The organism is Enterobacter cloacae complex sp. P6RS (assembly GCF_014982245.1).
In the GTDB taxonomy this organism is placed as follows: Bacteria; Pseudomonadota; Gammaproteobacteria; order Enterobacterales; family Enterobacteriaceae; genus Enterobacter; species Enterobacter bugandensis.
On the sequence record NZ_JADCLB010000015.1, the window covers coordinates 1 to 24,970 of the forward strand.

General features: G+C 54.5%; 27 protein-coding genes. 3 read left to right on the plus strand and 24 right to left on the minus strand.

All coding sequences use genetic code 11. From position 1 onward, the window contains the following. Positions 1–686: 686 nt before the first annotated feature. Positions 687–944 carry a multiple stress resistance protein BhsA gene (bhsA, locus tag INF73_RS08575; RefSeq protein ID WP_193540658.1) on the minus strand — a complete coding sequence of 86 codons (258 nt, stop codon included), beginning with the start codon at positions 942–944 and terminating at the stop codon, positions 687–689. A 244-nt stretch (positions 945–1,188) separates the two neighbouring features. Between bhsA and comR the strand changes: the two genes are divergently transcribed. Continuing rightward, on the plus strand, positions 1,189–1,824 hold the full coding sequence (gene comR, locus INF73_RS08580; protein ID WP_193540656.1) for a TetR family copper-responsive transcriptional repressor ComR: 636 nt from the start codon (positions 1,189–1,191) through the stop codon (positions 1,822–1,824). A 58-nt stretch (positions 1,825–1,882) separates the two neighbouring features. On the opposite strand, the gene INF73_RS08585 is transcribed toward comR, so the two are convergent. The 8 genes from INF73_RS08585 to hinT all read right to left on the minus strand — a co-directional run bounded on the left by INF73_RS08585 (position 1,883) and on the right by hinT (position 7,970). Next, on the minus strand, positions 1,883–2,422 hold the full coding sequence (locus tag INF73_RS08585) for a glycine zipper 2TM domain-containing protein (protein ID WP_028012731.1): 540 nt from the start codon (positions 2,420–2,422) through the stop codon (positions 1,883–1,885). 193 nt (positions 2,423–2,615) lie between these two features. Then, a complete protein-coding gene (locus INF73_RS08590; RefSeq protein ID WP_028012730.1) occupies positions 2,616–3,920 on the minus strand; it encodes an NAD(P)/FAD-dependent oxidoreductase in 1,305 nt (434 codons plus the stop codon). A 237-nt stretch (positions 3,921–4,157) separates the two neighbouring features. Continuing rightward, positions 4,158–4,700, minus strand: coding sequence for an alpha/beta hydrolase YcfP (ycfP, locus tag INF73_RS08595; RefSeq protein WP_008500781.1), 543 nt, complete (start codon positions 4,698–4,700; stop codon positions 4,158–4,160). Positions 4,701–4,734: 34 nt separating this feature from the next. Continuing rightward, complete coding sequence (gene nagZ, locus INF73_RS08600) at positions 4,735–5,760, minus strand: beta-N-acetylhexosaminidase (protein WP_041912030.1); 1,026 nt, start codon at positions 5,758–5,760, stop codon at positions 4,735–4,737. Positions 5,761–5,771: 11 nt separating this feature from the next. Beyond that, positions 5,772–6,596, minus strand: a complete 825-nt coding sequence (thiK, locus tag INF73_RS08605) for a thiamine kinase (protein ID WP_048999981.1) — start codon at positions 6,594–6,596, stop codon at positions 5,772–5,774. Next, on the minus strand, positions 6,577–7,221 hold the full coding sequence (gene lpoB, locus INF73_RS08610) for a penicillin-binding protein activator LpoB (RefSeq protein WP_088205017.1): 645 nt from the start codon (positions 7,219–7,221) through the stop codon (positions 6,577–6,579). The genes thiK and lpoB overlap by 20 nt, the downstream gene beginning before the upstream one ends. A 13-nt stretch (positions 7,222–7,234) precedes the next feature. Further along, complete coding sequence (locus tag INF73_RS08615) at positions 7,235–7,609, minus strand: YcfL family protein (RefSeq protein WP_193540654.1); 375 nt, start codon at positions 7,607–7,609, stop codon at positions 7,235–7,237. A gap of 1 nt (position 7,610) precedes the next feature. Continuing rightward, on the minus strand, positions 7,611–7,970 hold the full coding sequence (gene hinT, locus INF73_RS08620) for a purine nucleoside phosphoramidase (RefSeq protein ID WP_006809243.1): 360 nt from the start codon (positions 7,968–7,970) through the stop codon (positions 7,611–7,613). A 340-nt stretch (positions 7,971–8,310) separates the two neighbouring features. On the opposite strand from hinT, the gene fhuE reads away from it, so the two are divergent. Further along, positions 8,311–10,500, plus strand: a complete 2,190-nt coding sequence (fhuE, locus tag INF73_RS08625; RefSeq protein ID WP_193540652.1) for a ferric-rhodotorulic acid/ferric-coprogen receptor FhuE — start codon at positions 8,311–8,313, stop codon at positions 10,498–10,500. Positions 10,501–10,571: 71 nt separating this feature from the next. On the opposite strand, the gene ptsG is transcribed toward fhuE, so the two are convergent. From ptsG to yceD, 14 genes are all read right to left on the minus strand, one after another. Beyond that, entirely contained in the window at positions 10,572–12,005 is a 1,434-nt protein-coding gene (gene ptsG, locus INF73_RS08630) for a PTS glucose transporter subunit IIBC (protein WP_028012724.1), read from the minus strand. A gap of 297 nt (positions 12,006–12,302) precedes the next feature. Next, positions 12,303–13,097 carry a metal-dependent hydrolase gene (locus INF73_RS08635; RefSeq protein WP_193540650.1) on the minus strand — a complete coding sequence of 265 codons (795 nt, stop codon included), beginning with the start codon at positions 13,095–13,097 and terminating at the stop codon, positions 12,303–12,305. 10 nt (positions 13,098–13,107) lie between these two features. After that, positions 13,108–14,112 (minus strand): DNA polymerase III subunit delta', encoded by a 1,005-nt coding sequence (gene holB, locus INF73_RS08640; protein ID WP_193540648.1) that lies wholly within the window; start codon positions 14,110–14,112, stop codon positions 13,108–13,110. Beyond that, a complete protein-coding gene (gene tmk, locus INF73_RS08645) occupies positions 14,109–14,750 on the minus strand; it encodes a dTMP kinase (RefSeq protein WP_041910511.1) in 642 nt (213 codons plus the stop codon). The genes holB and tmk overlap by 4 nt, the downstream gene beginning before the upstream one ends. Continuing rightward, positions 14,740–15,762 carry a cell division protein YceG gene (gene yceG, locus INF73_RS08650; RefSeq protein ID WP_193540646.1) on the minus strand — a complete coding sequence of 341 codons (1,023 nt, stop codon included), beginning with the start codon at positions 15,760–15,762 and terminating at the stop codon, positions 14,740–14,742. The genes tmk and yceG overlap by 11 nt, the downstream gene beginning before the upstream one ends. A gap of 5 nt (positions 15,763–15,767) precedes the next feature. Beyond that, a complete protein-coding gene (gene pabC / locus INF73_RS08655; protein WP_193540644.1) occupies positions 15,768–16,574 on the minus strand; it encodes an aminodeoxychorismate lyase in 807 nt (268 codons plus the stop codon). A gap of 121 nt (positions 16,575–16,695) precedes the next feature. Continuing rightward, positions 16,696–17,937: a beta-ketoacyl-ACP synthase II gene (gene fabF / locus INF73_RS08660; protein ID WP_045630098.1), complete on the minus strand. Its 1,242-nt coding sequence runs from the start codon at positions 17,935–17,937 to the stop codon at positions 16,696–16,698. Between the two features lie 91 nt (positions 17,938–18,028). Beyond that, entirely contained in the window at positions 18,029–18,265 is a 237-nt protein-coding gene (gene acpP / locus INF73_RS08665; RefSeq protein WP_003857954.1) for an acyl carrier protein, read from the minus strand. A 154-nt stretch (positions 18,266–18,419) separates the two neighbouring features. Next, positions 18,420–19,154, minus strand: coding sequence for a 3-oxoacyl-ACP reductase FabG (gene fabG, locus INF73_RS08670; protein WP_010429699.1), 735 nt, complete (start codon positions 19,152–19,154; stop codon positions 18,420–18,422). Between the two features lie 12 nt (positions 19,155–19,166). Further along, a complete protein-coding gene (gene fabD / locus INF73_RS08675) occupies positions 19,167–20,096 on the minus strand; it encodes an ACP S-malonyltransferase (RefSeq protein ID WP_028012717.1) in 930 nt (309 codons plus the stop codon). A 15-nt stretch (positions 20,097–20,111) separates the two neighbouring features. After that, complete coding sequence (locus INF73_RS08680) at positions 20,112–21,065, minus strand: beta-ketoacyl-ACP synthase III (protein WP_041910515.1); 954 nt, start codon at positions 21,063–21,065, stop codon at positions 20,112–20,114. A 6-nt stretch (positions 21,066–21,071) separates the two neighbouring features. Beyond that, positions 21,072–22,106 (minus strand): phosphate acyltransferase PlsX, encoded by a 1,035-nt coding sequence (gene plsX, locus INF73_RS08685; protein ID WP_028012715.1) that lies wholly within the window; start codon positions 22,104–22,106, stop codon positions 21,072–21,074. 80 nt (positions 22,107–22,186) lie between these two features. Then, positions 22,187–22,360 carry a 50S ribosomal protein L32 gene (rpmF, locus tag INF73_RS08690; protein WP_003857964.1) on the minus strand — a complete coding sequence of 58 codons (174 nt, stop codon included), beginning with the start codon at positions 22,358–22,360 and terminating at the stop codon, positions 22,187–22,189. Positions 22,361–22,376: 16 nt separating this feature from the next. Beyond that, the gene (gene yceD, locus INF73_RS08695; protein ID WP_021240759.1) at positions 22,377–22,898 is read right to left on the minus strand and encodes a 23S rRNA accumulation protein YceD; all 522 of its coding nucleotides are present in this window, start codon (positions 22,896–22,898) and stop codon (positions 22,377–22,379) included. Positions 22,899–23,038: 140 nt separating this feature from the next. Here yceD and INF73_RS08700 point away from each other — a divergent pair, with 140 nt between their 5' ends. Further along, a complete protein-coding gene (locus tag INF73_RS08700; protein WP_028012714.1) occupies positions 23,039–23,623 on the plus strand; it encodes a nucleoside triphosphate pyrophosphatase in 585 nt (194 codons plus the stop codon). Positions 23,624–23,702: 79 nt separating this feature from the next. On the opposite strand, the gene rluC is transcribed toward INF73_RS08700, so the two are convergent. Continuing rightward, complete coding sequence (gene rluC / locus INF73_RS08705; protein WP_028012713.1) at positions 23,703–24,650, minus strand: 23S rRNA pseudouridine(955/2504/2580) synthase RluC; 948 nt, start codon at positions 24,648–24,650, stop codon at positions 23,703–23,705. Positions 24,651–24,970 lie beyond the last annotated feature (320 nt).

Genomic DNA, 24,970 nt, shown 5'->3' on the forward strand with positions numbered 1-24,970 from the left:
TATTCACACCACAAATAAAAAAAGACCAAAAATTACGCCCTGGCCATATATAATAATTCAGCCGGTAACAACAATATGGACGACGCATTTTTCTTGTGAACGCATCATCAGATATTCAGGAAACGCTGCCAAAGGATTATTCAGCCCTTTTTCCTGATATAAATCACTCTTCCCTGGCGAACAGCAATAAATATTAAACCGCTTCGCCGCAGGATAAGAATATAGGCAGTTTCCGTAAGCGGGATTTTATCTGCCATCAGTCTGTGAGGATAAAGTCCGTCCCGGTATCCCGGGTTCGCAGGAGGCGGCAACGAGGTGCTGTTTAAACTCAGGAGAATACTCAGGGCAGCCTTTTCGCCTACCGGGAGTCACATTTTTCCGTATATCTGACACGTTGATACCCACCACTTATTTGGTGGACACCACGTTGTTGGATGCATCAGATTATGACCAGACGGCCCTCGCAGGACGCATCCAGAGAGCGGAAAAAAGTATCCAGTCGGACGGGAAAGCATCCGCAACGAAGTCCATATCGAGTTCAGACGTAAAAAATCCGGGCCAGAGGGGCTGAACCCGGATTGTTTCTTACTGGCAGGATCGTTCAAGTGTTCTTAAACGATCGGCATTACTGCACATGTGCAGGGCGTTTTTTATTGCAGTGGCATAAATGAGGGTTTATGCCCGGATTATTTGTAGATAACAGCGGTGCCGTGCAGGGTGTTAGGACCGGTCACAGAGGTGATGCGGTAAGATTTTGCACCCATTGCATCAGCTTTTTGTGCCAGCTGATCTTCCAGAGAGCCCAGGTTAGTCCCGGCAGAGGCAGAGATCGTCCCGACTTTATGCTGATCGACCGGGGTGGACTGTACCTGTACAGCAGCAAAGCTTGCGAAAGAGAGTGAACTCAGAACAGCAGCAGCGATGAGGGTTTTTACGTTTTTCATGATGTTTACCTTTAGCAGATGAATTTTTAGGTCGTTAGCTATTTAGTTAACGATCGATAGGTAAATCATAAATGTGATCCAGCTCACGCGTCAACACCTTTTTATAACGAGCATTAATTAAATTTTAAAATTGTTATTTTTCATACATATATGATTAATTTATTTTTAAGCATTCTGCACTGGTGGTGGGTTGCGTTTATTTTTATAATGGTCATTCAACAAACCAACAGAGGACCAACGGCAAATGACAACCGACGTCACGAGTTGTGTGAAGAAAAGCCGTGGCCGACCAAAAGTGTTTGACAGGGATGCAGCGCTTGATAAGGCCATGACTCTCTTCTGGCAACATGGGTATGAAGCGACCTCGCTTTCCGATCTGGTAGAAGCCACCGGAGCTAAAGCGCCGACGCTGTATGCTGAATTTACCAATAAAGAGGGGCTGTTCAGGGCGGTGCTGGACAGGTACATTTCGCGCTTTGCTGCGAAACACGAAGCCCAGCTATTTTGTGAAGAGAAAAGCGTTGAACAGGCGCTACGGGATTACTTTACCGCCGTTGCCACCTGCTTCACCAGTAAAGATACGCCCGCGGGCTGCTTTATGATTAACACCTCTGCCACCCTGGCGGCAGCATCTAAAGAGATCGCCAATACGGTTAAATCGCGTCATGCGATGCAGGAGGAGACGCTCAGCGTATTTCTGGCTCAGCGCCAGCAGCGCGGTGAAATTCCCGCGCACTGCCAGCCTCAGATGCTGGCGCAATACCTGAGCTGTATTTTACAGGGAATGTCGATCAGCGCCCGTGAAGGGGCGACGCTGGAAAAACTGCAGAACATTTCCGACACCACGCTGCGCCTGTGGCCTGAACTGCTCAAAATCTGACGCAAAAAAAGCTCCTCAGCCTGAGCGCTTGAGGAGCTAAGTTCAGAGAACATCTTTTTTACGCTTTGTTATTCAGTACCAGCTGGCCGTTTCCATCCAGTGGAATTTGGGTGCCCGGGTCTTTATCCATGCGGATTTTGCCCTGCTGATCGCCAATTTTGTAGGTCACGTCATAGCCCAGCATTTTTTCCGACTTGTCATAGACGGTTTTACAGCGCTGCTGGGTCGTGGTGTAAGTATCGTTATCCTGCATTGCGCCCTGCACCTGGTTACCGGCATAGCCGCCACCCAGCGCGCCGACCACGGTCGCGACATCTTTACCCCGACCACCGCCAAACTGGTGACCAATCACCCCACCCGCTACCGCACCCAGAACAGAGCCGGCAATACGGTTTTCATCCTGTACCGGACGACGGTGGGTTACGGAGACGTTACGGCACTCCTGACGTGGGGTTTTTACGGTTTCTTTAATAGGCGTTGCAGAAACCACCTGCGCATACTGCGGGCCGCGATCTAAAACGTTGAGACTGGCAACAGCAGCCACACCTAACGCAGCTGCGACGCCGATCCCTATACCCGCCAACATTGATTTATTCACGGGACTTCCTCCTTTGTTGCTATTGGTAACAATTCTGCTATGGAGGCGCGGCTTCGCCAATAAGACAAAGGATCAAAAAGTGGACATCGGGGAGAGATATATCGCGTTTAGGAGAACTCTTAGGCACCTAATCCACGACGAGCAGCATGATATGCTAAAAAATCCCTCCGGAGGGCCCGGAGGGAGTGAAAGATTAGTGCAGCTTCAGACGTGGACGAATGACGCGGTTGATTCTGCCCACCAGCATCATCAGGCCCGTTTTAAAGTAACCGTGCAGCGCGATCTGGTGCATACGGTACAGGGAGATATACACGAAGCGTGCAATGCGCCCTTCCACCATCATCGAGCCACGCATCAGGTTACCCATCAGGCTACCGACGGTAGAGAAGTTTGACAGCGATACCAGAGAACCGTGGTCTTTATAGACATACGCCTTCATTGGCTTGCCTTTGTACTGCGCCAGGATGTTGTGCAGCACCAGGCTTGCCATCTGGTGCGCGGCCTGAGCGCGCGGCGGCACGAAGCCCCCTTCAGGACGCGCGCAGGAGGCACAGTCACCAATAGCGAAGATTTCAGGGTCGCGCGTGGTTTGCAGCGTCGGCTCGGTGACCAGCTGGTTAATGCGGTTCGTCTCCAGACCACCGATATCTTTCATAAAGTCAGGCGCTTTGATACCTGCCGCCCAGACCATCAGATCCGCTTTGATGTACTCGCCGTCTTTGGTGTGCAGTCCACCTTCATCAGCGCTGGTCACCATGGTCTGCGTCAGGACGCGCACGCCCAGTTTCGTCAGTTCATTGTGCGCTGCGCCTGAAATGCGCGGAGGCAGCGCAGGCAGAATACGCTCACCCGCTTCAACCAGCGTCACGTTCAGCGCTTCGTTAGTTAACCCTTTGTAACCGTAGCTGTGCAGCTGTTTAACCGCATTGTGCAGCTCTGCGGACAGCTCAACGCCTGTCGCGCCGCCGCCGACAATGGCAATGTTAACCTTGCCATTCGCACCCAGATTGCTGGTGTACTTCAGGAACAGGTTCAGCATTTCCTGATGGAAACGACGCGCCTGGTGCGGGTTATCGAGGAAGATACAGTGCTCTTTAACGCCCGGCGTGTTGAAATCGTTGGAGGTACTGCCGAGCGCCATCACCAGCGTGTCATACGCCAGCTTGCGCTCTGGGACCAGCAGCTCGCCTTTTTCATCACGCAGCTCGGCCAGGGTAATGGTTTTGCTCTCACGGTTGATGTCAACCACCGAGCCCAGCTGGAACTGGAAATGATGGTTGCGCGCGTGCGCCAGATAGCTCAGCGCGTCCACGCCCTCATCCAGTGAGCCGGTCGCCACTTCGTGCAGCAGCGGTTTCCACAGGTGGCTGTGGTTACGATCCACCAGCGTGATTTTGGCTTTTTTACCGCGCCCCAGCTTCTTGCCTAACTGTGTGGCCAGCTCCAGCCCGCCAGCACCACCGCCTACAATCACTATCTTTTTCAATGGCGTAGTCAACGTGACCCCCTCAAATTATTAACCAATTGTTAATTAAAAGTTATGAAAATAACCCTTAATTAACAACAAGTTACAGCACTGAAACCATTCAGGTGCATTGAGAATAACACGTCAGGCGCATTGGTCATACCAAAATTGATATGCATCAAGTTTTGATGGCTTAAAAGTAGACAATTCTGGACAAAAAGAAACCCGGTGCGCATTCGCGACCGGGTTTCTGAAGTGGCAGGCTGTGGTTTAGCCCAGCGTTTTAAAGGCTTTGATGCGCTGGAGGTGCGGGGAGATGTTCTTGAACTTGTGGGTCTGCTCTTCGTCCCAGACGATCTCGTAATAGTGATGCAGCAGCTCTGCGGCCCGATGGCTGTTCAGTGCTTCATCATTACGCGAGAGGATCACCAGACAGCGATCGCGGTTTTTCTCACGGAAGTTGCTCACGCACTTGGTCGCAATATCGACATACTCTTCCGGGCGGTCAATTTTGCCTTCCATGTTCTCATTCGGGAAAAGATTAGGATTGAAGACCACCTGGCGGATGTCGCACAGGAAGCCAATCCGCTCCGCCCAATAGCCGCCCAGCCCCACGCCGCAAATCAACGGGCGATCGTCGACGTTAAGCTGCAGCATCTTGTCCACCTCTTTGAGCAGATGCTGCATATCATGCTTCGGATGGCGCGTACTGTAGCTAATCAGCCGTACATCGGGATCGATAAACTGCAGCTGTAGCACCTTCTCATGATTACCAGGACTGTTTGAGTCAAAACCGTGTAAATAGATGATCATTGTCTTCTCACCACGCTACGCCTTCCGGGAGGGTTTACAGGCTGGCTTTATGTGCCTGCCAGCGCTCATTCAGGTCTTCAAGCCGGGCGTTGACCGACTTCCAGCGCGCCGAATCCATCAGCTCCTGACGGCTAAATGAACCTTTATGATACAAATGCGTAACACGCTCTGCATTGATCGGTGACAGGTTATCCAACACGCTAACGGCACCTTTACGATTATTGCAGACCAGGATCATATCGCAACCTGCATCCAGCGAGGCCTGACCGCGCTCAGCATAGCTGCCCATGATTGCCGCCCCTTCCATCGACAGATCGTCGGAGAAAATGACGCCGTTGAAACCCAGCTCCTGGCGCAGAACGGTTTTCAGCCAGTGCGGGGAGCCGCTGGCAGGACGCGGATCGACATCGCTGTAAATCACGTGTGCTGGCATAATGGCGTCCAGCTTGTTATCGGTGATAAGCGAGCGGAACACCGACATATCTTTGGCGCGAATTTCCGCTTCCGGACGCGGGTCGCGCGGGGTCTCTTTGTGGGAATCCGCCGTCACCGCCCCGTGGCCCGGGAAGTGTTTCCCAGTGGTTTTCATTCCCGCATCGTGCATCCCGTCGATAAACCGGGTCGCCATTGCCAGCGCAATACGCGGATCTTCATGGTAGGAGCGCTCGCCAATCGCGGCGCTGATATGGCCCACATCCAGCACCGGGGCAAAGCTGATGTCGATATCCATGGCAATCATTTCGCTGGCCATCAGCCAGCCGGCTTCCTGCGCCAGTTTCCCACCCTCTTCCGTGCCGAGCAGCGCGGCGAAAGACTGGGCTGCCGGCAGGCGGGTAAAACCGTCGCGAAAACGCTGCACGCGGCCGCCTTCCTGATCGACGGCCACCACCAGATGATTGCGCGACGCGGCGCGGATCTGGCGCACCAGTTCACGCAGTTGCGCCGGATCGTGATAGTTGCGGGTAAACAGGATCAGGCCGCCCACCAGCGGATGCGCCAGAATTTCACGCTCCTCCGCATCCAGCTCAAACCCTTCTACATCCAACATGACTGGACCCACACTCACCTCTCTTATCCTTTCGTTTGTAACTGGCGCCAGGCATCGTCTGCCAGCGCAATAAAGTGTTTATCTCGGGACTGCTGCAAACGCATCTCAAACCAGCCCGCCATCAGCATGATGACCCAGGGCCGCCAGCGTCTCACCTGGCGTGCCAGCGCATCGGCGTTAAAGTGCGCAACGCTGGCATACTCTCTGATGAGTTTCTGCCGCGCGGCTTCACTTTCCGTCCAGACCGCGGCCAGCTCCAGCGCCACATCGCCGTCTCCGGCATATTCCCAGTCGATAAGCCTGGCGCCCTGTGGCGTATGCACGATGTTCCCGGCGTGCACATCCATATGTAACGGCGAGAGCCGAATCGGTTGCGGCTCGCCCGCTTTACGCAGCCGTTTGAGATGCGCAAGCCACACTGGGGTACGTCTTGCTGGAGAGGCTTGTTGCCAGTAGTTTTCCAGCAGTGGAAGTAAGGCGATTCGCCACCCCAGACGCTGTTGCTGGTGCAGATGATACAGCATCGCCGCAAGCGCTGGGGTGTCCGGCAGCGCGCTTTTCACCTCCCCCTCCAGATAGTCGACGGCCATCCAGCCCTTGCTGAAAAATCGGGGTTCAGGCACGAGATCCGACGGAAGGCGTTTGAGGGCGCGAAACTGACGGCGAAACTGGAAAGCCGGGGCGAAGGGATCGTGGTTCTGCCGCAAGACCAGACGGTGCGCGCCCCGCGCTATAATGCAACTCGCGCCGCTAAGCCCGGAGTGGGCCTGCGGCGCGATAAGGCGGTACTGTGGAAAATAACGCGTCAGAATCTCTTCACGCGTGGTGTCATTGTTGCGTAACCGCACCTTTACCTGACCAGATAATTTCGCCTGTCTGAACCAGCATCAGCTGCATCTGCAGGGCTGGGGTATTCACGTTACCGGTCGCATTAGAGTACAGCACATACTGGGCGCCAACGTTGCGGGCAATGCCAATCGCCTTGCTGCGGGTGCCGAGGCTATCCTGCGGCGACAGGCCCAGCTGCTGTTTGGCTAATGCGAGCTGCTGAGCAGAGACCAGCGTAAACTTACCGTTGTTTGCCAGTGCATTGCGCAGCGTTTCTGTCGCTTCGCCCGCGTTCAGCGAACCGTTGGTACGGTTGTTCACGCTATCGACCAGCAGCACGCTGCCTGCCGTCACGCCCTGAGCCTGCAGCATTTTACCGACCATCGGCTGCATCGCACCGTTCCAGTCGTAATGGCGCACGCGCGGCGCAGGTTGTGACGTCTGGTCCTGATGTTCAATCGGGCCAGGCTGTGACGGAATAGACGGTACAGACGGCACGGTTGGCTGGGTCTGCGTTGGCGGTGTCGGCTGCTCGGTACCCGGCTTTGCCTCTTCCACAGGTGCTGGCTGTTCTGTACGGGTCACACACCCTGCGAGGAACAGTGCGAATGCGGTCACGAGCGCATAACGGCTCATATTTTTAATCAAGGTTCACCCCTTAGAGATAAAGATAAAGTCTCACCTTATGCGCACCCAGATAGCTGGCGCTGTCATAGAGCGTTACCGACGACCTTGCCGGAAGAGTGACGCTACGCGGCGCCTCCAGCGGGTGCATCTCAAGACCTCTTACGTCATACCAGAAAAAACGGTAGTGGACCGTCACCGGTTCATTTCTTTCGTTATAGAGCGTAGAGGAGGCAGAAGATTTAATTTCACTGATGGTCAGTGCGGGCTGTTGCGCCGTGATGCCCGCAGCCAGCACGGAGGATTCCATCACCAGCGTCTGTTCATCGCTGACGGGGATCGCCGGACGCGTGCTGCACCCCACAACTATCATCGTCATTACCAGCGCTGCAATACGCCCTTTAAACATGTTACAGACCTTTGTGAGCCAGCATCGGTCCCAGCGGACGTCCACCCAGCAGATGCATGTGAATATGATAAACTTCCTGGCCGCCATGACGATTACAGTTCATGATCAGACGATAACCGTCTTCCGCTATGCCTTCCTGCTCGGCAATTTTCGCCGCCACCGTCAGCATACGACCTAACGCCACTTCGTGCTCGGTTTTTACGTCGTTTACGGTCGGAATCAGAATATTAGGAATGATAAGGATGTGTGTCGGTGCCTGAGGGGAAATGTCCCGGAAAGCCGTTACCAGTTCATCCTGATAGACGATATCCGACGGGATTTCGCGGCGAATAATTTTACTGAAAATCGTTTCTTCAGCCATGACCTTTTCCTTTTTTGTTAGGTGCGTCCGCTGTTAACACACTCTCTGGAGGACTGTGTGACACAATTCAAGAGTATGAGCGAGTTTCTCCTGTCCTTTCAACCTTCTCCCCCGAATTCTTTGCTGAATATTCATCAGCTGACTGAAGAGTGACCGCTCGCGTGCCTTAACGGGCTGAAACATTATTTCAGTTTCGCACGACACATCTGTTTACAGCATTAATGGCAATGCGTATATTTCGCATTTGCATTTTCATGCGCATTTTTAACATAGAAAACGACGTCAGACCGTATTTGTGGGACTGACGCAAACACTCTTCACCGTTCATAAGGGTTTGATAATGTCTTTCATTGATCATACCAGGGATGGGCAACGTCAGCCTGTCGCAACGCCTTCGTTGCTGGCAGCCTGTATTGCTATGGCATTGACGCCAGCCACCGCTTTCGCTGCATCATCAACCGAAGACACCGTCGTCGTGGATGGAGGTTTTGACAATACGCAGGATCCTTCCGCAAGTCAGGACCGGGATTACAGCGTAAAAACCACCACCACCGGCACAAAGCTGTTGCTGGTTCCCCGCGATATCCCGCAGTCCGTCAGCGTGATTAGCCAGCAGCGCATGGCGGATCAGAACCTGCAGTCCATCGGTCAGGTGTTGACTAACACCACGGGCGTAACGGCGCAGGTGCAGGACAGCGATCGTACCGTATTTTACTCGCGCGGATTTTTCGTCAGTAACTACGCCTTTGACGACCTGCCCACCTCCATCAGCGAAGTGTGGAACTTCGGCGACACCGCCGCCGATACCGCGATTTACGACCGTATCGAAGTGGTTCGCGGCGCGACCGGGCTGATGTCCGGCACCGGTAACCCGGCGGCGTACGTCAATATGGTGCGTAAGCATGCGGACAGCAATGAGTTCAAAGGCAATGTCTCGGCCAGCTACGGCAGCTGGGACAAACAGCGCTACGTGCTGGATCTCCAGGCACCGCTGGTAGAGTCCGGGAAGGTACGGGGACGCCTGATTACGGGCTATCAGGACAACGACAGCTTCGTGGATAACTACCACTACCGGAACAAGTTCCTCTACGGCGTGGTGGATGCGGACGTCACCGACAGCACCACCCTCTCTGTAGGGTATGAATATCAGGAAAGCCACACCGCCGATCCAACCTGGGGCGGATTGCCGACCTGGTACAGCGACGGGAGTAAAACCGACTACAATCGCAGCCAGACCGTTGCGCCTGACTGGGCCTACTCGGACAAGGATAGCACCCGCATCTTTGCTAACCTGACCCAGCGTTTCGACAACGGCTGGGAAGCGCACGTCAACGGCATGCACGCGGAGACCAACTTCGACAGCAAGCTGATGTATATGTCCGGCTATCCGGAAAAAGAGACCGGGGCGGGCATGGTTGGCTACGGCGGCTGGAACAGAGGTGAACGCAAACAGGATGCAGTTGATGCCTTCCTGCGCGGCGGCTTCGATCTTTTCGGCCGCCAGCATGAGATGATGTTTGGCGGCAGCTTCAGCCGACAGCGCAACCACTATGACAACAGAATGCCGGATGCGCTGTACGGCATGGTGGACGTGGGGAATTTCAAAAACTGGAACGGAAATATCGCCGATCCGCAGTGGACCCCGTGGAAGCTCTACAGCCAGGATGACATTCGCCAGTCCTCAGCGTACACCTCCGCCCGCTTCTCGCTGGCCGACCCGCTGCACCTGATCCTCGGGGCGCGCTACACCAACTACAACATTCGCTATAACCCGGCGGGCTCTCCTGACACCCGTCTGGAAAGCACTGAAGATGACGTAACGCCTTACGCGGGTCTGGTCTACGATATCAACGAAGACTGGTCGACCTACGTCAGCTATACCTCCATCTTCCAGCCGCAGGACAAGCGCGACGCCAGCGGACGTTATCTCGATCCAACCACGGGCAAAAGCTACGAAGCCGGTGTTAAAGCAGACTGGTTTAATACCCGTCTGACCACCTCGCTGGCGATTTTCCGCATCGAGCAGGATAACGTGGCGAGCAACACCTATACCTACATGCCGAGCGGTGAGTCGATTTATGAATCGCTGGACGGCGTGGTCAGCAAAGGGATTGAGTTCGAGCTGAACGGCGCCCTGACCGATAACTGGCAGCTGACGTTCGGCGCGACCCGCTACATTGCGGAAGATAAGAACGGCAGCGCTGTCAGTTCCGATCAGCCGCGCACGACAATGAAGCTGTTTACCCGTTATCAACTGCCAATGCTGCCGGCGCTGACGGTGGGCGGTGGCGTAAACTGGCAGAACAAAGTGTGGACGGATGTGGACGGTGGCCCGGCGGGACAATCCCGCGCAGAGCAAGGCAGCTACGGACTGGTTAACCTGTTCAGCCGCTATCAGGTCACCAAAGATTTTGCTATTCAGGCGAACGTCAACAACCTGTTCGACAAAGAGTATTACGATTACGTCGGCTCTTACGTGGTTTATGGCGCACCGCTGAACGTCTCGGTGAGCGCGAGCTACGACTTCTGAGTGTTGGCACAACAAACCACAGCAATAAAAAAGGCAGCCATTCGGCTGCCTTAGTCTCCCCAGGTCACAGCTTAGCTGTTGCGGATGTACTCATCCATTTCGGTTTTCAGGTTATCGGATTTAGTACCGAAGATAGCCTGAACGCCCGAACCTGCAACAACCACGCCCGCTGCACCCAGTTTTTTCAGACCCGGCTGGTCCACTTTCGCAACGTCGGCAACGCTCACACGCAGACGAGTGATGCACGCGTCCAGGTTAGTGATGTTCTCTTTACCGCCGAACGCAGCAACCAGTGCCGGAGCCATTTCGCTGGTCGCGCCTGCTTTGCTGTCTTCAGTTGCATCTTCACGACCCGGAGTTTTCAGGTCCAGTGCTTTGATCAGCACGCGGAAGATGGTGTAGTAAACAACGGCGTAGCACGCACCCACGATTGGGAACAGCCACAGTTTGCTGCTGTTACCGGACAGAACGATAAAGTCGATCAGGCCGTGAGAGAAGGACGTACCGTCACGCATACCCAGCAGGATACAGATTGGGAACGCCAGGCCAGCCAGTACAGCGTGGATGATGTACAGGATTGGCGCAACGAACATGAAGGAGAACTCGATCGGCTCGGTGATACCGGTCAGGAACGAGGTCAGCGCTGCGGAGATCATGATACCGCCCACTTTTGCACGGTTTTCTGGCTTAGCAGAGTGCCAGATTGCAATCGCAGCAGCCGGCAGGCCGTACATTTTGAACAGGAAGCCACCAGACAGTTTACCTGCAGTTGGGTCACCCGCCATGTAACGTGGGATATCGCCGTGGAACACCTGACCTGCTGCGTTGGTGAATTCACCAATCTGCATCTGGAATGGAACGTTCCAGATGTGGTGCAGACCGAATGGCACCAGGCAACGCTCGATGAAGCCATAGATACCGAACGCGACAACCGGGTTCTGGTAAGCAGCCCACTGAGAGAAGGTCTGGATAGCGGAACCGATTGGTGGCCAGATGAAGGAGAGGATCACGCCAGTGAAAATCGCTGCCAGACCAGAGATGATCGGAACAAAACGCTTGCCCGCGAAGAAGCCCAGATACTCAGGCAGCTTGATGCGATAGAAGCGGTTGAACATATACGCTGCAATCGCACCGGAGATGATACCGCCCAGAACACCGGTATCTGCCAGGTGTTTCGCGGCAATCTCTTCTGCCGGTAAATGCAGAACCAGCGGCGCAACCACAGCCATGGTTTTCACCATGATGCCGTAAGCAACCACTGCAGCCAGCGCAGAAACGCCGTCGTTATTGGTGAAGCCCAGCGCCACACCGATAGCGAAGATCAGAGGCATGTTAGCAAAGACGGAACCGCCTGCTTCAGCCATCACATGGGAAACTACGGCTGGCAGCCAGCTGAAGTTAGCAGAACCGACACCCAGCAGGATACCTGCGATAGGCAGTACGGATACTGGCAGCATCAGCGATTTACCGACCTTTTGCAGGTTAGCAAATGCATTCTTAAACATAATTGAGAGTGCTCCTGAGTATTTGTGCTTTTTTTACGCTTTCACGCATTGGCCCGGGGGGAGTACCGTGCCGTGGACAGGACATCTAAGCGCCCTTTATTTATTACACAGAGTAAAATAATTCCCTCTGAGTTTGTTTGACGGCTATCACGTTTCAGCTTAAGACGGTCGAAAAACTTTCAGTAATTTACAAAAAGCATGTCTGGATGTTTCTAAGAACACCGTCACCGCCCCAAATGAGGCGGTGAACTTTACTCGTTTTATTTATTAATTACGAGCCTAAAAAAAACAGGCTTATCAGACGGATTGCAGGCGGGCGGGGTCGATATGGAACAGCGCAGAGAAGTTTTGCGTCGTGACGCGGGCCAGCTCTTCGATACTGACGCCTTTAAGCACGGCCATGTACTCTGCGACGTCTCGCGTCATGGCCGGCTGGTTCTCTTTACCGCGATGCGGTACCGGCGCCAGATACGGAGAGTCTGTTTCCACCAGAATGCGATCGAGCGGGACATAGCGCGCAGCATCACGGAGCTGCTCAGCGTTACGGAACGTCACGATCCCGGAAAACGAAATATAAAACCCCAAATCAAGCAGTTTACCCGCCGTTTCTCTGTCTTCTGTGAAACAGTGTAGTACGCCACCGCAATCCGTCACGTTTTCTTCCCGGAGGATCGCCAGCGTATCGGCGCGCGCATCGCGCGTATGTACGATGACCGGTTTATTCAGTTCGCGGCCGATGCGAATATGGTTGCGGAAAGACGCCTGCTGGCGCGCTTTCGTTTCCGGCGTGTAAAAATAGTCCAGCCCGGTTTCACCCATCGCCACGACGCCCGCTTCTGCTGCCAGTCGGCGCAGCTCTTCTACGTCATACTCTTCGTCCTGGTTCAGCGGATGAACGCCGCAGGAGAACACCACGTTATCGCGATCGCCCACCAGCTCACGCATTGAGCGATACCCTGGCAGCGTCGTCGCCACCGCAAGACAAAATTTCACATCGCGGGCAGCGGCTTTTGCCAGCACGTCATCCACGTCGTTGTGCAGGGATTTATAATCCAGGCCATCAAGATGGCAGTGTGAGTCGACTAAAAACATAATGTCTCTCTCAGAGATGGGAAACAGGCGGCGTAACGCCCGGTTGCAGGTAGTGTTCAATACGCAGTAACTGGTCGGTCAGCAAAAGCTCGCGATTAAGACCCGTCACGGTTAAAAGCTGTTCGCGGCTCTCGCAAACATCATGAAGGATAGCGTGCAGAGACGCGCCTGTAAGGCGGCTTGCCAGCATGTTCACCAGGGGCCACGCGTCCGGGTTAGTCAGCAGCGTAGCCCCTTGCTGGATTTTAAGCGCATCGAGCAATAAGGAGGCCAGCCAGTGCAGACGCTCAACGGCCCGATCGCTATTCAGCGCAGGCAGTAAACTCAGCCAGTCCTGGTTGTTAAGTGAAGCCTCAACGGCCCGGCAGAGCGCTTCTCGTTGCGACCAGACGTCAGGCTGTAGTAATTCCAGCGCCGCCGCGGGGGCGCCGCTGCTGAGGCGCAGAGCAGACAACGCACTCTCCTGTGACGTTGTCACCTCTCGCTCAAGCCAGCTTAACGCCCACGATTCCTGAGGCACCGCCAGATGATGGAGACGACAACGGCTGCGCAGCGTCGCCAGTAAACGTCCCGGGTCCCGGCAGGAAAGGAAAAACCACGTCTTTTCCGGCGGCTCTTCCAGGGTTTTAAGCAGCGCGTTCGCCGCCGCCTCGGTAAGCAACGCAGCGTCGTTGAGCCAGACCACTTTTGCCCCGCCCAGACGCGCATGTTCGTACAGTTTCTCGCTGACTTCACGCACGGCATCAATGCCGAGCGCGCTTTTGCCCTTCTCAGGCTCAAGCGTGTAGTAGTCAGGATGCGTGCCTGCCTGCATCAGCTGGCAGCCGCGGCATTTACCGCAGCTTTTATGCCCTTCCGGCTGCTGGCACATCAGAAAACGAGTGATGGCGTAGATCAACGCATCATCCCCCATTCCCGGCAACGCCTGAATCAGTAACGCATGATGCCCCCGACCGGCCTGATAGCTGGCGATCAGCTGTTCAAAGTGCGGGCGCAACCATGGATACCATTTCATGCCTGCTGCTCCTGTAGCCACTGCGTAACGGTCTGTTGAATATCGCGCGTGACGTCGTCCAGAGATTGCGTGGCGTCAATGGTACGAATTGCGCTGTCCCGTGCGGCCAGCTCGAGATAGCGCGCGCGCGTGCGGTTAAAGAAATCGAATGACTCTTGCTCAATGCGATCCAGTTCGCCGCGCGCGCGCGCGCGCCTGAGGCCCACTTCCGGGGTCACATCCAGGTAGAGGGTCAGGTCCGGGCGAAAATCCCCCAGTACGGCATCGCGAAGGGTTGCCAGCATCGCCTGGTCAATACCGCGTCCGCCGCCCTGATAGGCCTGAGTCGACAGATCGTGACGGTCGCCGATCACCCACTTGCCGTCGGCCAGCGCAGGTTTAATCACGGTCTCAACCAGTTGGACGCGCGCCGCATAGAACATCAGCACTTCGGCTTTGTCAGTAATAACCTCGTCGCCAACGGATTTAATATCCAGCACCAGACTGCGCAGTTTCTCCGCCAGCTGAGTACCGCCCGGCTCACGGGTAAAGACCATGTCAGCGACGCCAAGCGATTTCAGCGTATCCACTACCACGTTACGGGCGGTGGTTTTACCCGCCCCTTCGAGTCCCTCAATGACAATGTATTTACTGCGCATTTTTTTCCTTAAGTGCTTTCAGATAGTCCTGAACAGAGCGATTATGGCTGGCAAGGTTGGTGTTAAAGGTATGCCCCCCTTTTCCATCAGCCACAAAATAGAGGTACGGTGTTTTGGCCGGGTGCGCGGCGGCTTTGAGCGAAGCCTCGCTCGGCGTGGCTATCGGGCCCGGCGGCAAGCCGTTAATGACGTAGGTATTATACGCGGTTGGCGTCTCCAGATCTTTTCTGGAGATCTTACCGGCATAGCTCTCGCCCATGCCGTAGATAACGGTCGGGTCGGTTTGCAGACGCATGCCGATGCGCAGGCGGTTGATAAATACCGACGCGACCCGGTCGCGCTCAGCCGCCACGGCCGTCTCTTTCTCAATGATCGAGGCCATTGTCACAAACTGGTTTTGATCTTGATAAGGCAGCCCGTCCATCCGCCCTTCCCAGGCGGAATCAACTGCCTCGACCATCTTTTTGTGTGCCCGTTTAAGAATCGCCACATCGGTCGTGCCCGCCGTATACATCCAGGTGTCTGGCCAGAACCAGCCTTCCACCCACTCAGGATGTTCAAATTTCAGCACCTCGGCGACCGTCTCATAGCGGTCATCTTTGAGCGTGTGCTTGATGTAAGGCGCATCATGCAGCTGCTTGAGGTAATCGCTTAAGCGCATCCCTTCAACAAAGCGCAGCGGGAACTGTGCCTCTTTACCGCTTTCCAGCAGCTGCAGCATCTCTCTGACGGTCATGCCGGGCGTAAAGCGATAGGTACCAGCCTTGAAGTGAGACAGTTCAGGCTCGATACGCAATAACCACTGGAACACGCGTGGACGGTTGATGATTTTATCCCCGTAAAGCTGCTCGCCCAGCGCCATCCGCCCGGTACCGGCTTTCAGGGTAAAAATCGTCTCGTCTTTAATCAGGATTTTACTGTCCGCCAGCTGGCGAACCTTCCATACTCCCGCTCCGCCGGTAATACCCAGCGCAACGATCAGGAGAAGGACAAAGCGCAACATTTTCTTCATGACTTTTAGATTTGCTCACATATCGGGGCTAAAAACGTAAAGAGCTCTCGCGAAGACCAGCGCTGTTGACCATACGCCCGAACGGGTATAACAGGCATCAGCGCATTGCAGATCACAACTTCATCGGCGGACAGCAGCGCCTCTTCCTTCGCGTTTACTTCGACAACGCGAAAGCCTGCATGTGCCAGCTGTTGCAAACAAAACTGGCGCATGATGCCGTTAACCCCAGCCTGCTCCAGCGAAGGGGTGAAGACCTCACGGCCCTTCCGCCAGAGTAAATTAGCCGCACAGCATTCCGTAATGAACCCTTCGCTGTCAAGGACTAGCGCCTCATCGGCGTCCGTCTGTTCAAGATGAGTACGAATAAGCACCTGTTCAAGGCGGTTAAGATGTTTTATTCCGGCGAGCATAGGGTTTCGCCCCAGCCGTACCGGGCTCAGCGTCAGCGTTACCCCCTCCTCACGCCAGCGCGCATAGTGAGCAGGATACGCTGATACGGAAAGAATACGCGTGGGATGCTGACAGGCGGAACCGCTGTACCCTCGCCCGCCGCTGCCGCGGCTAAGAATAACTTTTAAAACGCCGTTTGTATTACCTGACGCCAGCCGGCGCATCTCGCGCTCGAGAATGTCCCACTGCATGAAGGGAATCAGCAATTTCTCGCAGGCTTTTTGTAAACGACGGATATGGGCGTCAAGCAGGCTCACCTCACCGTCAAGAATACGTGCAGTGGTGAAACAGCCATCGCCAAACTGGATTGCCCTGTCGCTTGCCGGCAGCGTTTCTTGCTCAAGGCCATTAATGAGAAACATGGTGTCTCCTTATGCATGGAGGCTCAGTCTGGCAGGATGTTAAAAGCCGGACAAGGGGATTTTCCCTAATAAAAAAGGCCCGCCAAGCGGACCTTTTTTTATAGCTTTCGGGCAGTCAGGCTCAGACCTTTTTGAAGATCAGAGAACCATTCGTGCCGCCAAAGCCGAAGGAGTTACACAGGGTGTACTCCATACCGCTAACCTGACGCGCTTCGTGCGGAACGAAGTCCAGATCGCAACCTTCATCCGGGTTATCCAGGTTGATGGTTGGCGGCACAGCCTGATCGCGCAGCGCAAGGATAGAGTAGATTGACTCTACTGCCCCCGCCGCACCCAGCAGGTGACCGGTCATGGATTTCGTGGAGCTGACCATTACGCGGCTGGCAGCCTCGCCGAAGATAGACTTAACCGCCTGCGCTTCTGCTTTATCGCCTGCAGGCGTAGAAGTGCCGTGCGCGTTAACGTAGCCAATCTGTGCAGGGGTAATACCCGCATCACGGATCGCATTTTCCATCGCCAGCGCAGCACCCGCGCCGTTCTCCGGAGGAGACGTCATGTGATACGCATCGCTGCTCATCCCGAAGCCAACGACTTCAGCATAAATTTTCGCGCCACGTTTTTTCGCATGTTCGTACTCTTCCAGTACGAGCATACCTGCGCCGTCACCCAGCACGAAACCATCGCGGTCTTTATCCCACGGACGGCTCGCCGCCTGAGGGTTATCGTTACGGGTAGAGAGCGCACGCGCTGCGCCGAAACCACCAACACCCAGTGGGGTACTGGCTTTTTCAGCACCGCCCGCAACCATAGCATCTGCATCGCCGTACGCAATGATACGCGCGGCCTGGCCGATGTTATGTACGCCAGACGTACACGCGGTAGCGATAGAGATGCTTGGCCCACGCAGGCCGAACATAATGGTCAGGTGACCTGCCACCATGTTAACAATCGTGGACGGAACGAAGAACGGGCTGATCTTACGCGGTCCGCCATTCATCAGCGATGTATGGTTTTCCTCGATCAGGCCAAGACCACCAATCCCGGAGCCGATAGCGGCGCCGATACGGGTTGCGTTCTCTTCCGTAATCTCAAGGCCAGAATCCTGCATGGCCTGAACGCCAGCGACAATTCCATATTGAATGAAGGCATCCATCTTGCGCTGTTCTTTACGCGAGATGATCTCTTCACAGTTAAAATCCTTTACTAAGCCAGCAAATTTCGTTGCATAGGCGCTAGTATCGAAATGGTCGATTAGGCTGATGCCGCTCTGACCGGCAAGGAGAGCTTTCCAGGTGGACTCTACGGTATTGCCGACAGGAGACAACATGCCAAGTCCGGTCACAACTACACGACGCTTAGACACGTTTGTCCTCCAGGGAGGGATAAAAAAAGAGATTCGTGGGACTAAAAAAGATAAAACTCAGGCGGTCGAATGACCGCCTGGAGATGTTCACTTACGCCTGGTGGCCGTTGATGTAATCAATGGCAGCCTGAACGGTGGTGATTTTCTCAGCTTCTTCGTCCGGAATCTCAGTATCAAACTCTTCTTCCAGAGCCATTACCAGCTCAACGGTGTCAAGAGAATCTGCGCCCAGGTCTTCAACGAAGGAAGCGGAGTTCACAACTTCTTCCTGCTTAACGCCCAGCTGTTCGCCGATAATTTTCTTAACGCGTTCTTCGATAGTGCTCATACTCTTAAATTTCCTATCAAAACTCGCTTTCGCGATGGTTTTCGTAGTGTATAAAATGTTGAAAAATTTGCAACTAAATCCCGGCAGGTCTTACCACGATTTTACGTTATTTTGAGGCCATTTGCCCTAATAACGCAAATATTTTCGATCGTGATTAAACCATGTACATCCCGCCGTTGACGTGGAGGGTCTCACCAGTGATGTAACCCGCTTCGTCAGAGGCTAAAAATGCAACCGCACTGGCGATTTCTTTAGGGTCGCCAAGACGACCCGCCGGAACTGCCGCCAGCGTACCCGCACGCTGATCATCAGTCAGCGCACGCGTCATGTCCGTTTCAATAAAGCCCGGAGCAACAACGTTTACAGTAATCCCGCGGGACGCGACTTCACGCGCCAGCGACTTACTGAAACCGATCAGACCTGCTTTCGCCGCAGCGTAGTTAGCCTGACCAGCATTTCCCATGGTACCAACCACAGAACCAACAGTGATAATACGACCATGACGCTTTTTCATCATAGCGCGCATTACCGCTTTTGACAGACGGAATACAGATGACAGGTTGGTTTCGATAATATCGTTCCACTCATCATCTTTCATTCGCATCAGCAGGTTGTCGCGAGTGATCCCGGCATTATTGACCAGAATATCCACTTCACCAAACTCTGCGCGAATATTTTCCAGAACAGATTCGATAGATGCAGGTTCGGTCACATTCAGTACCAGACCTTTACCGTTCGCACCCAGATACTCGCTGATGGCCTGAGCGCCATTCTCGCTGGTTGCTGTACCAATCACCTTCGCGCCGCGCGCGACCAGTGTTTCAGCAATTGCACGCCCGATACCGCGGCTTGCGCCAGTCACCAGGGCAATTTTTCCTTCAAAACTCATGGTATTCCTCTTTTATTGCGAGAGTGCCGCTGACATCGCTTCCGGCTCGTTAATCGCCGAGGCAGTCAGGGTGTCAACAATACGTTTCGTCAGACCGGTGAGGACTTTACCAGGACCGACTTCATAAAGGTGCTCAACGCCCTGAGAGGCCATAAACTCAACGGTTTTGGTCCACTGTACCGGGCTATAGAGCTGGCGAACCAGTGCGTCACGGATAGCCTCCGGCGCGGTTTCGCATTTCACATCGACGTTGTTCACAACAGAAATCGTCGGTGCGTTAAAGGTAATTTTTTCCAACTCAGCCGCCAGTTTCTCGGCTGCGGGCTTCATCAGTGCGCAGTGAGACGGTACGCTGACCGGCAGCGGCAGTGCGCGTTTGGCGCCCGCGGCTTTACAGGCAGCACCGGCACGTTCAACGGCTTCTTTATGACCAGCAATAACAACCTGGCCCGGCGAGTTGAAGTTAACCGGAGAAACCACCTGCCCTTCAGCAGATTCTTCACACGCTTTTGCAATCGCGGCATCATCCAGACCAATAATGGCAGACATGCCACCCGTTCCTTCTGGCACCGCTTCCTGCATGAATTTACCGCGCAGTTCTACCAGGCGCACCGCGTCAGCAAACGCAATCACACCGGCGCACACCAGCGCAGAGTATTCACCCAGGCTATGGCCCGCGAGCAGCGCTGGCGCTTTACCGCCCTGCTGCTGCCATACGCGCCACAGCGCAACGGACGCGGTCAGCAACGCTGGCTGAGTTTGCCAGGTTTTGTTCAGCTCTTCGGCCGGACCCTGTTGGGTCAGCGCCCACAGATCATAACCCAGCGCATCAGAAGCTTCACGAAAAGTCTCTTCAATGACCGGGTAGTTTGCTGCCATTTCAGACAACATCCCAACGGTTTGAGAACCCTGGCCCGGGAACACAAAAGCAAATTGCGTCATTTTTTATTCCTTATACTAGAAACGAACCAGCGCGGAACCCCAGGTGAACCCGCCACCGAAGGCTTCAAGCAAGACCAGCTGGCCCCGTTTGATTCGTCCGTCGCGTACCGCTTCATCAAATGCGCACGGTACCGACGCCGCAGAGGTGTTGCCGTGACGATCCAGCGTCACCACAACGTTATCCATCGACATGCCCAGCTTTTTAGCGGTGGCGCTGATGATACGCAGGTTCGCCTGATGCGGCACCAGCCAGTCGAGTGCGGTGCGTTCAAGGTTATTTGCTTCCAGCGTCTCATCGACAATGTGCGCAAGCTCGGTCACCGCCACCTTGAACACCTCGTTACCCGCCATGGTCAGGTAGATGGAGCTGTCCGGATTAACGCGATCGGCGTTAGGCAGCGTTAACAGCTCGCCGTAGCGGCCATCGGCATGCAGATGCGTGGAGATGATACCCGGCTCTTCGGACTGCCCCAGCAGCACCGCACCGGCACCATCACCGAAAATAATGATCGTTCCGCGATCGGTTGGATCGCAGGTACGCGCCAAAACGTCAGCACCGATAACCAGCGCATATTTGACGGAGCCAGATTTAACATACTGATCGGCAATGCTCAGCGCGTAGGTGAAACCTGCGCACGCGGCGGCAACGTCAAACGCCGGGCAGCCTTTAATACCGAGCATGTTCTGCACCTGACACGCCGCGCTTGGGAAAGCATGCGTGGCAGACGTCGTGGCAACCACGATCAAGCCAATCTCTTCTTTATCGATACCCGCCATTTCGATAGCGCGCTGTGCGGCTTCGTAACCCATGGTGGACACGGTTTCGTCTGGCGCGGCGATACGACGTTCACGGATACCTGTGCGCGTGACAATCCACTCGTCAGACGTATCTACCATTTTTTCCAGATCGGCGTTGGTACGCACTTGTTTTGGCAGGTAGCTGCCGGTACCTAAAATCTTCGTATACATGTACGCTCAGTCACTTTTAGCTAATACAGATTCCAGGCGAGCGGCAATCCGCTGAGGGACTTGTCGCTGCACCGCCTGCACTGCCTGTTCAATGGCGACAGAAAATGCTCGCTGATTGGCGGCGCCATGACTCTTAATCACGATGCCGCGCAATCCTAACAGACAGGCGCCATTATACTGGTCGGGGTTGAGGTGACTGAATCGCCGCGTCAGGCTCTTTTGTAACCAACGCTTCAATAAAATCAACCACCAGGCGCTTTTTTTGCCTTCTCCCTGAGATTTCAGCAGAGAAAGGAACATGCGCACGACCCCTTCCATGGTCTTCAACGTTACGTTTCCGGTGAAGCCATCGCACACCAGAACATCCGTTTTTCCCGTCAGCAACTCATTGGCTTCGAGATAACCAATATAGTTGATGGAGGGAACCTGTTTGAGCATTTCAGCAGCGTCGCGAATGCTGTCCAGGCCTTTGGTCTCTTCTTCACCAATATTCAATAACGCAACGCGGGGATTGTTGATCCCGACCACGTCTTCTGCCAGCACCGACCCCATCACGGCGAACTGAGCCAGCATGGTACTATCACAATCCACGTTAGCGCCCAAATCGAGCACTACCGTTTTCCCCTTCTGCTGATGCGGTAACACCGTCACCAGCGCCGGGCGCTCAATGCCCTCAATCGGCTTGAGCAGTAATTTCGACAGCCCCATCAGCGCACCGGTATTGCCGGCGCTGACGCAAGCCTGCGCTCGCCCTTCTTTTACCAGCTCCAGCGCCATGCGCATAGAGCTGCCACGGCTATTACGAATCGCCTGCGAGGGGCGTGCATCACTGGCAATAACTGACTGCGCAGGAATAATCTGCAGACGCGAACGTTGTTCAAAGTCAGCTTTTGCAAGTAATGGCGTGATTGTGTCGGGATTGCCGACTAAAAGAAGTGTGAGTTGCGAATTAGAATTCAGTGCCTGCAATGCTGCAGGCACTGTCACGGAAGGGCCAAAATCTCCCCCCATGACATCTAACGCCAGGGTTAGACGTGTCAAGGTATCGTCGCAGCCTGGTTCGGTAACTTCCCCGTTTGCACGGGGAAATCCTCACTAAGCCTAATCACGCTTTCGCGCGATTACTTAGTGATAACCTTGCGGCCGCGGTAGAAACCGTCAGCGGTGATGTGGTGACGCAGGTGTTTCTCACCAGAAGTCTTGTCTACAGACAGGCTGGTAACTGCAGTCAGCGCGTCATGGGAACGACGCATGCCACGTTTGGAACGGGTTGGTTTATTCTGTTGTACGGCCATGGACCTTACTCCTCAATTACTTACGCTTTAAGCTGGCTAATACGGCAAATGGGTTTGGTTTTTGCGCTTCATCAGGCAGTTCCCCAAAGACCATGTCCGCCTCGGACACTTCACAGTGTTCAGAATCATGCACCGGAACGACTGGCAAGGAGAGGATGATTTCATCTTCAACCAGAGCCAGAAGATCGATTTCACCGAATTCGTTAACCTCAATCGGCTCATACGCTTCCGGGAGTGCTTCAGCCTGTTCGTCAGAACGAACCGGACTGAAACAATACGTTGTGTGAACATGCTGTACAAACGGTTTCCCGCAACGCTGACACTCGAGCGTTACCGTTACCTTTGCATCACCGGTTAAAACGGCGAGACGCTGGTTGTCGATAGCGAACGACATGGAGCATTCTACATCACTGTCCACACTGACTACAGATTCGGCAATACGCTCGGCCTGATCGGAAGTATAGATACCTTCGTAATCAAGGCGTTTTTGAGCCGTACGAACCGGATCAAGAGTCAGGGGTAATTTTACCTTTTGCATAGGGCGCGCATATTAACTTTGTAACGTCATAGAGTCAAAGAAAAAGGCAACCAGAGCTGCCTTTTGCCAATTATTCGCACACATTGCGGCCTGTAGTTTAAAATGGCTGGCATCGATACGCTATATCTGGTGATAAAAATATGCCAAATCTCGTCCTTGCTTCCACTTCTCCCTACCGTCGAACGCTGCTGGAAAAGCTCGGGATCCCGTTTGCATGCGCCGCGCCGGACGTTGATGAGACGCCGCAACCGGGCGAATCACCCCGTCATCTGGTAACGCGTCTCGCTAAGGAGAAAGCGCAATCGCTGGCCGCACGTTATCCTGCACATTTGATTATAGGCTCCGATCAGGTTTGCGTGCTGGACGGCGAAATCACCGGCAAGCCCCATACGGAGGAGAATGCCTGCCAGCAGCTTCTGCGTGCGCGGGGCACTATCGTGACCTTTTACACGGGCCTGGCGCTCTATAACTCCGCCTCCGGCCATCTGCAAACCGAATGCGAGCCGTTCGACGTGCACTTCCGCCATCTTAGCGAGCTGGAGATTATGGACTACGTGCGCCGGGAACGTCCGCTGAACTGCGCAGGAAGCTTTAAGAGTGAAGGACTGGGGATTGCGCTGTTCGACAAACTGGATGGGCGGGATCCGAACACACTGGTGGGATTGCCGCTGATTGCCTTGTGTCAGATGTTACGGCGAGAAGAGTGTAATCCGCTGATCGTGTAAGTTATGCCCAGCGGCGCTTCGCTTGCATGGGCCTACGGGTTTCGTAGGCCGGGTAAGCGCAGCGCCACCCGGCACCTAATCAGCCGCGCAGAACCTTCAGGCAGCGTTTCAACTGCTCGTCCAGCGGCGCTTCAATACGGATAACTTCCCCGGTATTAGGATGGGTAAACTTCAGCGCTGCCGCATGCAGGAACAGACGCGACAGGCCCGTACCCGCCAGTTGCTTATCGAACTCGCGATCGCCGTAGCGGTCATCAAACGCAATCGGATGGCCCGCAAACTGGGTATGCACGCGAATCTGATGGGTACGCCCCGTCACCGGGCTGCAGCGCACCAGCGTGGCAAACTCATAGCGCTCTTCAACCTTAAAGCGCGTCTCCGACGGTTTCCCTTCCTGGCTCACGCGCACAATGCGCTCGCCGCTTTGCAGAATGTTCTTCAGCAGCGGGGCCTGCACCACCTTCACGTGGGACTGCCACTGACCGCGCACCAGCGCCAGATAATCTTTCTGCATGCCCTTCTCACGAAGCTGCTCGTGCAGGGAACGCAGCGCTGAACGCTTTTTCGCTACCAGCAGCACGCCTGAGGTATCACGGTCCAGGCGGTGAACCAGTTCGAGGAAACGGGCTTCCGGACGCAGCGCACGTAACCCTTCAATCACGCCGAAGCTCAGACCGCTACCACCGTGGACCGCGGTACCCGATGGCTTATTCAGCACCAGGATATGATCGTCCTCATAAAGGATGACATCGCTCAGGGCCGCGACTTTTTGCAGCTTCGGCGAAACCACCTCTTCTTCACGTTCAGCCACGCGCACCGGTGGAATACGCACTTCATCACCGGCTTCGAGCTTATACTCAGGCTTCACGCGTTTTTTATTCACCCGCACTTCGCCCTTACGCAGGATGCGGTAAATCATACTCTTTGGCACGCCCTTCAGTTGGGTGCGCAAGAAGTTATCGATGCGTTGCCCCGCGTAGTCATCCGCGATAGCAACCATTTTTACGGCTGGAGTCTCTGTTTTCATGGTTGGCGATTCTAAATATCGTCAGCCATTAGCGCCACTCATTTTTCTATGCTTATATTTACTTTTATCCGGCCTGCGCCCCGTTTCACGCAATCGATTTGGTGGTTATTAAACCAATCACCACCTTGAGGTGAAGAAACTGTGAGTAACCGGGTGATAATTGGTAAAAGTCATCTTGCTATAACCCGGCGAGCAGTGGAATAATGGGGCTGTTTTCCGCGTTAAATCCGGGTTTTGTAAGGATGTCGACGGAATGACCAATTTTGTCTGACCGATCATCCACGCAGCAATGGCGTAAGACGTATTGATCTTTCAGGCAG

Bases quoted from the DNA above. Each gene is read 5' to 3' on its own strand.
- rpmF (WP_003857964.1), bottom strand. From the start codon at position 22,360: ATGGCCGTACAACAGAATAAACCAACCCGTTCCAAACGTGGCATGCGT.
- comR (WP_193540656.1), top strand. From the start codon at position 1,189: ATGACAACCGACGTCACGAGTTGTGTGAAGAAAAGCCGTGGCCGACCA.
- fabD (WP_028012717.1), bottom strand. From the start codon at position 20,096: ATGACGCAATTTGCTTTTGTGTTCCCGGGCCAGGGTTCTCAAACCGTT.
- bhsA (WP_193540658.1), bottom strand. From the start codon at position 944: ATGAAAAACGTAAAAACCCTCATCGCTGCTGCTGTTCTGAGTTCACTC.
- fhuE (WP_193540652.1), top strand. From the start codon at position 8,311: ATGTCTTTCATTGATCATACCAGGGATGGGCAACGTCAGCCTGTCGCA.
- INF73_RS08615 (WP_193540654.1), bottom strand. From the start codon at position 7,609: ATGTTTAAAGGGCGTATTGCAGCGCTGGTAATGACGATGATAGTTGTG.
- pabC (WP_193540644.1), bottom strand. From the start codon at position 16,574: ATGTTTCTCATTAATGGCCTTGAGCAAGAAACGCTGCCGGCAAGCGAC.
- INF73_RS08700 (WP_028012714.1), top strand. From the start codon at position 23,039: ATGCCAAATCTCGTCCTTGCTTCCACTTCTCCCTACCGTCGAACGCTG.
- tmk (WP_041910511.1), bottom strand. From the start codon at position 14,750: ATGCGCAGTAAATACATTGTCATTGAGGGACTCGAAGGGGCGGGTAAA.
- yceG (WP_193540646.1), bottom strand. From the start codon at position 15,762: ATGAAGAAAATGTTGCGCTTTGTCCTTCTCCTGATCGTTGCGCTGGGT.
- INF73_RS08635 (WP_193540650.1), bottom strand. From the start codon at position 13,097: ATGTTTTTAGTCGACTCACACTGCCATCTTGATGGCCTGGATTATAAA.
- yceD (WP_021240759.1), bottom strand. From the start codon at position 22,898: ATGCAAAAGGTAAAATTACCCCTGACTCTTGATCCGGTTCGTACGGCT.
- holB (WP_193540648.1), bottom strand. From the start codon at position 14,112: ATGAAATGGTATCCATGGTTGCGCCCGCACTTTGAACAGCTGATCGCC.
- ptsG (WP_028012724.1), bottom strand. From the start codon at position 12,005: ATGTTTAAGAATGCATTTGCTAACCTGCAAAAGGTCGGTAAATCGCTG.
- fabG (WP_010429699.1), bottom strand. From the start codon at position 19,154: ATGAGTTTTGAAGGAAAAATTGCCCTGGTGACTGGCGCAAGCCGCGGT.
- acpP (WP_003857954.1), bottom strand. From the start codon at position 18,265: ATGAGCACTATCGAAGAACGCGTTAAGAAAATTATCGGCGAACAGCTG.
- hinT (WP_006809243.1), bottom strand. From the start codon at position 7,970: ATGGCTGAAGAAACGATTTTCAGTAAAATTATTCGCCGCGAAATCCCG.
- rluC (WP_028012713.1), bottom strand. From the start codon at position 24,650: ATGAAAACAGAGACTCCAGCCGTAAAAATGGTTGCTATCGCGGATGAC.
- ycfP (WP_008500781.1), bottom strand. From the start codon at position 4,700: ATGATCATCTATTTACACGGTTTTGACTCAAACAGTCCTGGTAATCAT.
- INF73_RS08680 (WP_041910515.1), bottom strand. From the start codon at position 21,065: ATGTATACGAAGATTTTAGGTACCGGCAGCTACCTGCCAAAACAAGTG.